6 protein-coding genes and 1 tRNA gene are annotated in these 6956 nt (G+C 73.6%); 3 read left to right on the top strand and 4 right to left on the bottom strand.

Annotated features, from left to right (window positions below; genetic code table 11):
• The 4 genes from HMPREF3159_RS04455 to HMPREF3159_RS04440 all read right to left on the bottom strand — a co-directional run.
• Window positions 1-294, bottom strand: a 294-nt coding sequence (locus HMPREF3159_RS04455; protein ID WP_210388832.1) for a hypothetical protein, incomplete at its 3' end; no start/stop codon positions are given.
• 75 nt (window positions 295-369) lie between these two features.
• Window positions 370-1389: a hypothetical protein gene (locus HMPREF3159_RS04450; RefSeq protein ID WP_070499855.1), complete on the bottom strand. Its 1020-nt coding sequence runs from the start codon at window positions 1387-1389 to the stop codon at window positions 370-372.
• A gap of 401 nt (window positions 1390-1790) precedes the next feature.
• Window positions 1791-1875: transfer RNA gene (locus HMPREF3159_RS04445), tRNA-Ser, on the bottom strand.
• A 124-nt stretch (window positions 1876-1999) separates the two neighbouring features.
• On the bottom strand, window positions 2000-3001 hold the full coding sequence (locus tag HMPREF3159_RS04440; RefSeq protein WP_070499854.1) for a LacI family DNA-binding transcriptional regulator: 1002 nt from the start codon (window positions 2999-3001) through the stop codon (window positions 2000-2002).
• Between the two features lie 178 nt (window positions 3002-3179).
• Between HMPREF3159_RS04440 and HMPREF3159_RS04435 the strand changes: the two genes are divergently transcribed.
• The 3 genes from HMPREF3159_RS04435 to HMPREF3159_RS04425 all read left to right on the top strand — a co-directional run.
• Window positions 3180-4952: an HAD-IA family hydrolase gene (locus HMPREF3159_RS04435; RefSeq protein WP_070499853.1), complete on the top strand. Its 1773-nt coding sequence runs from the start codon at window positions 3180-3182 to the stop codon at window positions 4950-4952.
• A 114-nt stretch (window positions 4953-5066) separates the two neighbouring features.
• On the top strand, window positions 5067-5996 hold the full coding sequence (locus tag HMPREF3159_RS04430; RefSeq protein ID WP_083305791.1) for a DUF8171 family membrane protein: 930 nt from the start codon (window positions 5067-5069) through the stop codon (window positions 5994-5996).
• A gap of 27 nt (window positions 5997-6023) precedes the next feature.
• Window positions 6024-6956 (top strand): energy-coupling factor ABC transporter ATP-binding protein (locus HMPREF3159_RS04425; RefSeq protein ID WP_141748067.1); only part of this gene is annotated, 933 nt, incomplete at its 3' end.

Raw genomic sequence — 6956 nt, 5'->3', positions numbered from 1 at the left:
GGTCGACGCGGCGGGGTATTCGAAGCGGGGTCGCTGGTCGAAGCGCTGGATCGGGCCGGTGTCGGGCAGGAAGGGCCTGCCGCCGGGGGAGGGGTCGAACAGGCCGCCTCCGGGACGGCGCACCACGGTGTCGTCCTCGGGCAGGTCCTCGCGGGAGCCGACCGGGCCGGTCCCCTCGGCGTCGCCCGGGCGGTCATCGGCCGGGGCCCATTCCGAGGGCGTGCGTCGGACGGTGTCCTCGAGGTCGGGATCCGCCGGGGAGCCGGTCCCGGCCTCGCCGCGCTGATCGCTCATCGTCCTCCTTCCCTCAGGGCCCGGTGGTCGGCGGCTCCTCCGCCGGACGCCCGGCGCCGTCGCCGCGCCGTCCGGTCAGGAGACCGTCCCGGTCTCCGCCGTCCAGGTGTTGCACTTCGCGAGGTCGCCGCCCGAGTCGAAACCCGCCGAGATCCAGCGCGCCCGGTTCTCCGGCGTGATGTCGTTCGGCGGCTCCCCGGCATCCCAGGCGTCGGGCGAGCCGAGCGCGTCCCGCAGCTCCTGACTGGGCTGCGCGGCGCTGGGGACCTGCATCGAGGCGGCAGAGGCCCAGCAGATCCACTGCAGCGAGTTGCGGCGCCAGGCGTCGTCGAACGCCTCCGGGTCGGTGTCCTCGTACTGGTTGCGCAGCTCGCCCTGATAGAACACCAGCGTGCTGTTCCAGCTGGCGGAGTTGGAGTACATGTAGGCGAGGTCCCACAGGTAGGCGCCGGGGACGTGCGCCTCGTCCTCGAAGTCCGTCGCGGTGCCGTAGCCCACGGGCCAGTAGATCGTGGAGTCGAGGTTGCACATGCGCGGGAAGTCCTCGGCGAAGGTGTCCGCCTCGCAGCTGGAGGACGAGGGGACGTCCGGCCAGGTGTAGACCACCACGTCGGGCGCGGTCCAGGGCAGCCCGCGGTCGGAGCTCGCGACCGACCACACCTGGTTCAGGCATCCCGAGGCCGCATCGAGCACGGCCTGGAGCTGCTCCTGGGAGGGAGCGGTCGGGGTGGCAGGCAGGTCGCAGCTGCCCACGTCCGGCAGGCCGCCCTCGGTGAGGGGGTTGTCCTGCATGACGCCCAGGAGCTCCTCGGGCGTCGCCTCCGGGAACTCCCCGAGACCCAGCACATGGAACTCCGAGTAGTCCGATGCCTCGGTCGTCGGCGTCTCCTCCTCGGTCGAGGTGGCCTCGGAATCGCTGGGCTCGACCGACTCCGACGACGTCGTGGGATCGGAGGCGACGGGCTCCGGGCCCCCGCGGTTCAGCGCGAGGAAGGTGATCCCTCCGCCCACCACCAGGATCATCGCGAGTATGCAACTCGCTGCGACGGCGAGCAGCGCCCACGGCCGCTTCCGCTGCGGTGCGGGAGGCTGCATGCCGGGGGCCTGCCCGTACCCGGGGCCCTGGGGCGGCTGCGACGGAGGCTGCTGCCACTGCGGCGGCTGCCACGAGCCCTGGGCTGCGCCGCCCTGCGGTGCGCCCTGGCCCTGGCCACCCTGCAGGCCGGCTTGCCACGGCCCGCCCTGGCCCTGTCCCTGCGGGCCGGCCCCGTCCCCCGGGCCTCCCCATCCTGCGTTCGACATCTCGTCCCCCTCGTCGTCACCACCGCACTGCTGGTGTGCAGGATATCCGGGCATCTCACCCGCGGAAGAGCGTTCCGTGGGCGGGGGAGAGGGCACCCCCTTCGGCGTCCCGGCTGCGCGACCACGGCGGCCGATCATGCGGAAAGACCCCTGCCCCGCGAGCGAACTCGCTGGGCAGGGGTCTTTCCATTCGGCGGAGGATGGGGGATTTGAACCCCCGAGGGCGTTAACCCAACACGCGTTCCAGGCGTGCGCCATAGGCCGCTAGGCGAATCCTCCAGCGCTCGTGAAGAGCGATGATCAGAGTACCTGACAGTGCTGGTCTGCGCGAACCGAGCGGGCGCACGTCACACTAGGCCCGTGCTCGAGGTCGTCGCGGCCGTGTCGAGCCGGGGGAAGAGGTTCATCGCGGGGCAGGGGACGGCCCGGTGGAGTCCCGGAGGCGCAGCACGGGCTCGGCGATGCTGCGGGAGTCCGTGCGCCGGCCCTCGCGTCGCTCCTGCAGCATCCGCGCCGCGATCCGCCCCATCTCCTGCCGGGGCTGGTTCACGCTGGTCAGGTGCGGCCTGACGGTGAGCGCGACGGCGGAAGAGTCGTAGCCCACCACGCTGAGCCGCTCGGGCACCGCCACCCCGAGATCGGCGGCGCGGTGCAGCACCCGCACTGCGGCGATGTCGTTGGCGGCGAACACCGCGGTCGGGGCGTCCTCGGCGCCGCGCCGCAGCGCGCGGAGCAGCAGGTCGATGCCCTCGGCGGCCGAGTCCGGGCCGATCACCGTGACCGCGTCGGCGAGCCCGAGCCGCGCCGTCTCGGCGAGGAACCCGGTGCGGCGGGCGGCGGGACCCGGCCGCGAGGACAGGGTCACGTGCGCGAGGCGGCGATGTCCGGCCGTGACGAGATGCCGCACCGCGAGCGCGGCGCCGGCGATGTCGTCGGTGATCACCGCATCGGTGCCCGGCACCGGATCCTGCATCCGCCCGATCACCACCACCGGCACCGAGCGGGCCGCCCGCTCGAGCGCCTCCGGCGGCAGCCAGGTGGTCACCGCGATGATCCCGTCCACCTCGAGGTCCAGCAGGCGCTGCAGCTGCCGCTCCATGTGCGCCGTGTCCCGCCTGCCGTGGGCGATCACGACCCCCGCCCCGAGCGCCTCCGCCGTCGCCTCGATGCCCCCGATGACGTCGGTGTGGTACGGATTCCCGAGGTCGGTCGGCAGGACCCCGAACAGAGTCGCCGCCCGTCTCCGCCGCCCGTAGCCGAGCCGTCGCGCGGCCTCCCGCACCCGCTCCCGGGTCGCCGGTGCGATGCCGGGCCGCTCGTTCAGCGCCATCGACGCGGCGGCGGAGGAGACCCCGGCCGCGCGCGCCACATCGGCCAGGCTCGGGCGCTTCCCAGGAACGGTCACGAGACCGGTCTATCAGCGCCGAGTGCGGTTGTGACCGGCGGATCTGAAGGTTTTCAGTCCCGGACCCGAAGGCGTGCCGATGGGTTCACCCTCCGTTCACGGGGCGCGCCTCGACGCCGCCTAGCGTCGAGAGCACCGGCCCGCGCCGCCCCCCGCTCCTCCCCGTCGAAGGACCTCCGTGACCACTGCGCCCCGCACCCTCGATCCCGCCGTCCCAGCCGTCCCGCTCCCCGCGGCGGGCGGGGCCCCGGAGCTGCCCGCCCCTGCGGCGCTGCTCCTGGACTTCGGCGGCGTGGTCGTCACGACCGTCCCCAGGGTGGCCTGGGCGCAGGAGCTCGCCGAGGACGTCGTCGCCCGGGCCGCGACGCTCGGTGCCCGTCTCGACGCAGTGATGGTCGCGGAGTCGCTGCGCGCCGGGCGCTCCGCCCTCTCGATGTGGAAGAACGCCGCCTCCCGCCGCCTCGCCCCGCGCGAGCTGGCCCCGGCCGAGATCGTCGGCGACTTCCTCCTCGCCGATCTCCCGGACCCGGTCCGGCGCACCCTCGCCCTCGACGCCGGCGAGCTGCTCGCGACGATGGCGACCCTGGTCTCCGAGCATCACCAGCGCCCGGGCATCGACGAGCTGCTCGCCGAGTGCGCCGCGCGCCGGATCCCGCTCGGGATCGTCTCCAACGCCCACTCCGGCCGGGCCCACCGCGCGATCCTCGCCGACCTGGGGCTGGACCGCTTCTTCGGCGTGCAGGTGTACTCCGACGAGGTCGGGATCCGCAAGCCGCACCCGGGCATGATCTGCCTGGCCGCGGAGGGGCTCGGCGTCGCCCCGCCGCAGGCCTGGTACGTCGGCGACACCCTCGACCGGGACGTGGTCGCCGGGCGCCGCGCCGGGGTCGGCGCCGTGGTGATCACCCGCGACCGACGCACCGACACCCCGCCGTTCCGCATCGCCGAGGTTCCCGACCTCGTGCTCGAGACCCCGGAGGGACTGATCGCCCCGCTGCGCGCTGCGCTCGAAGGCGCAGCGGCCGAGCGCGGCGCAGCCGGCGGGCCGACGACGGCGACCGCGTCACCCGGTGCTGCGCCCGCCCCCTCGCGCCGCGGCCGGCCCGCCGTGCTCCTGGACCACGGCGGCGTGATCACCCTGTCCACCCCGAACCCCGCCCGGAACGAGGAGGTCGGCGCGCTGATCGTCGAGCTCTCCGAGCGCATCGGCCACCCGATCGACCTCCCCACCGCCGCGCGTGCCGTGGCCGACGGCTGGGAGCGGCACCGCGCCCGCAAGCGCGCCCGCGACGGCCGCGCCCTGGACGCCCGTGACCTCGACACCGCCGCCGACCCCGCGCACCGCCACGACGAGGTCGACCCGGCCGTGCTGTGGGGCGACTTCGTGGGGGAGGGGCTGCCCGAGCCGCTGCGCGCCGCGCTGCGCCTGGACGGCGCGCAGCTCTCCCTCGCCCTGCACCGCGCGAAGTCCCTGCCCGCACCCCGCCCCGGCGCGCTCGAGCTGATCCGCTGGTGCCGCGAGCAGGGCGTCGTCGTCGGCATCGTCTCCAACACGATCTCCGGCCGCGGCGTGCGCGAGATCCTCGCCCGCTACGGCGTGCTCGCCGACCTCGGCCCCTCCGCCTACTCCGACGAGATCGGGGTGCGCAAGCCCGGCCGCGAGATCTTCGAGGCCGCGCTCGCGGGGCTCGAGACCGACCCCGCCGATGTCGTCTACGTCGGCGACAAGACCGTCAACGACGGCCGCGGCGGCAAGGACGCCGGCATCGGCACCGTCTGCCTGCTGCGCGGCGGCAAGGACTCCGACGAGGAGCTCGAGGAGGCGCTCGCGGACGGTCTCGCCGACCACCTCCTCGACTCCCCGGACGCGCTCATCGAGCTGCTCGTCGAGCGCCTGCGCGAGGCCGCGCGTCCGTCGCCCGCGGCGGGAGCTCGCAGCACCACCCCCTGATCCCGGTGCCCGCGCGGCACCGCCGTCCCCCGTCCCCTCGCCGACCGTCCCTGCGACCCGCTTCCCCGGCCGCAGTCCGTCCAGCTCGCCCCGAACCACTCGAAGGAGACCCCCGTGACCACCCAGAACCCTCCCCGCCCCGCCGAGGACGAGCGCCGCGGCAGCCTCCGCGGCGTCGTCGACGGGGTGCGCAGCGCCCAGCTGTCCACCTCGCAGAAGCTCATGATCTTCGTGCTGTCGATGTCGCTGTTCGGCCTGTCGAACATCATCCTGGAGATCATCCCGGACCCCTCGATCGGCCCCGTCGACATCTCCGTGTCCTACATGGTGTTCGTGCCGCTGACGATCGCGGCGCTGTTCTCCCCGTTCTGGGCCGCGCTCGGCGCCCCGCTCGGCGAGATCGTGTTCACCGACCTGCTGATGGGTGACTTCTCCGGCCTCGCCGAGGTCGAGGGCTACCTGCAGATGTTCCTCGCCGTGTTCATCGCCGGCTCCCTGATCCGCAACCCCCGCTCCAGGGGGCAGATCGCGCTCGGCGCGATCGTGCTGGTGCTCGTGGACAAGATCCTCTCCGCGATCGTGGACCTCTCCAAGGTGTGGATCGGCGTGGAGGACGCGGAGTTCGTCGAGGGTCTGCCCGAGTCGATGCTGGCGCTCGAGCTCCTCGGCCTCGGCGTGGACGTGCTGATGTCCGGGATCCTGCTCGGCGCGATCCCCGCGATGTGGCTGATCCCGGCGCTGCACGGGAAGATCGAGCCGCTGATGGGCATGCGTCCCCGCGTCCCCGGCGAGCCGATCCCCGGCCAGGCCCGGATCTCCGGCACCTTCGTCGGCTTCGTGGTGCTGCTCGGAGTGGCGAGCTTCGGCTTCGCCTTCCTCGAGGCGTTCGACATCTCCGCCGGCGCTTTCGAACCGGACTTCATCGACCGGTTCGGCGACTGGTTCCTCCTCGTCCCCGTGATCGCGATCGCCGTGGTCCTGGGCATCGCGATCCTGCTCTTCCGCCGCGCGCAGTCCTCGCGGGACACCGCGGATCGCGCCTGAGCGACGCCCCCTACCCCGGAGACCCTGATGCAGACCTTTCCCCCGACCACCGCCCCCGCCCCGGCACCCGTCGGCGACGGGAGGGCGGAGCCCATGATCCGCGTGAAGGACCTGTCCTTCCGCTACCCGGGCACCGACCGCGACACCCTGCGCAACGTCGACCTCACCATCGAGCGCGGGGACTTCGTGGCGGTGGTCGGGGGCAACGGCTCCGCCAAGACCACCCTGTGCAAGACCTTCAACGGCCTGGTCCCGCACTACTGGCACGGGGACTTCGCCGGCAGCGTGCACGTGGACGGGGTCGACACCTGGGACTCGTCCGTCGCGGAGCTCTCCAGCCGCGTCGGCTACGTCTACCAGGACTTCCAGAACCAGCTGGTGCGTCCGACGGTCCGCGACGAGGTCGCCTTCGGCCCGCTCAACTTCGGCCACGCCGACTACCGCGAGCGCACTGACGAGGCCCTCGAGCAGCTCGGCATCGCCCATCTGCGCGACCAGTTCGTGTGGCAGCTCTCCGGCGGCCAGTCCCATCTCGTGGCGCTCGCGGCGGTGCTCGCCCTGCGCCCTGAGGTGATCGTGGTCGACGAGCCGGTCGCCGAGCTCGATCCGGCCCGCGCGCGCGAGATCTACCTGCGGCTGCGCGAGCTCAACGAACGCGACGGCATCACCGTGATCACCATCGAGCACCACGCCGAGTTCATCGCCGAGTTCGCCCGCTCCGTGGTGCTGATGGCCGACGGCGCGCCCGTCTGGCACCTGCCCGTGCAGGAGGCGATGGACCGCCACGCGGACCTCGCCGCTCACGGCGTTCCCGCCCCGGATGCGGTCGCGCTCTCCTCTGCGGTCGGTGCGCGCCCGGTCGCGCTCGACGCTCCCTCCGCCGCCGCGGCCCTGCGGCCGGTGGTGCGAGAGCGGCCGGCGGGGAGGGCCGTCCCTGGAAACGCGCCTGCCGTCGGCGGG

Source organism: Brachybacterium sp. HMSC06H03, assembly GCF_001807385.1.
In the GTDB taxonomy this organism is placed as follows: domain Bacteria; phylum Actinomycetota; class Actinomycetes; order Actinomycetales; family Dermabacteraceae; genus Brachybacterium; species Brachybacterium conglomeratum.
This window is presented reverse-complemented; position numbering and strand designations above follow the sequence as displayed.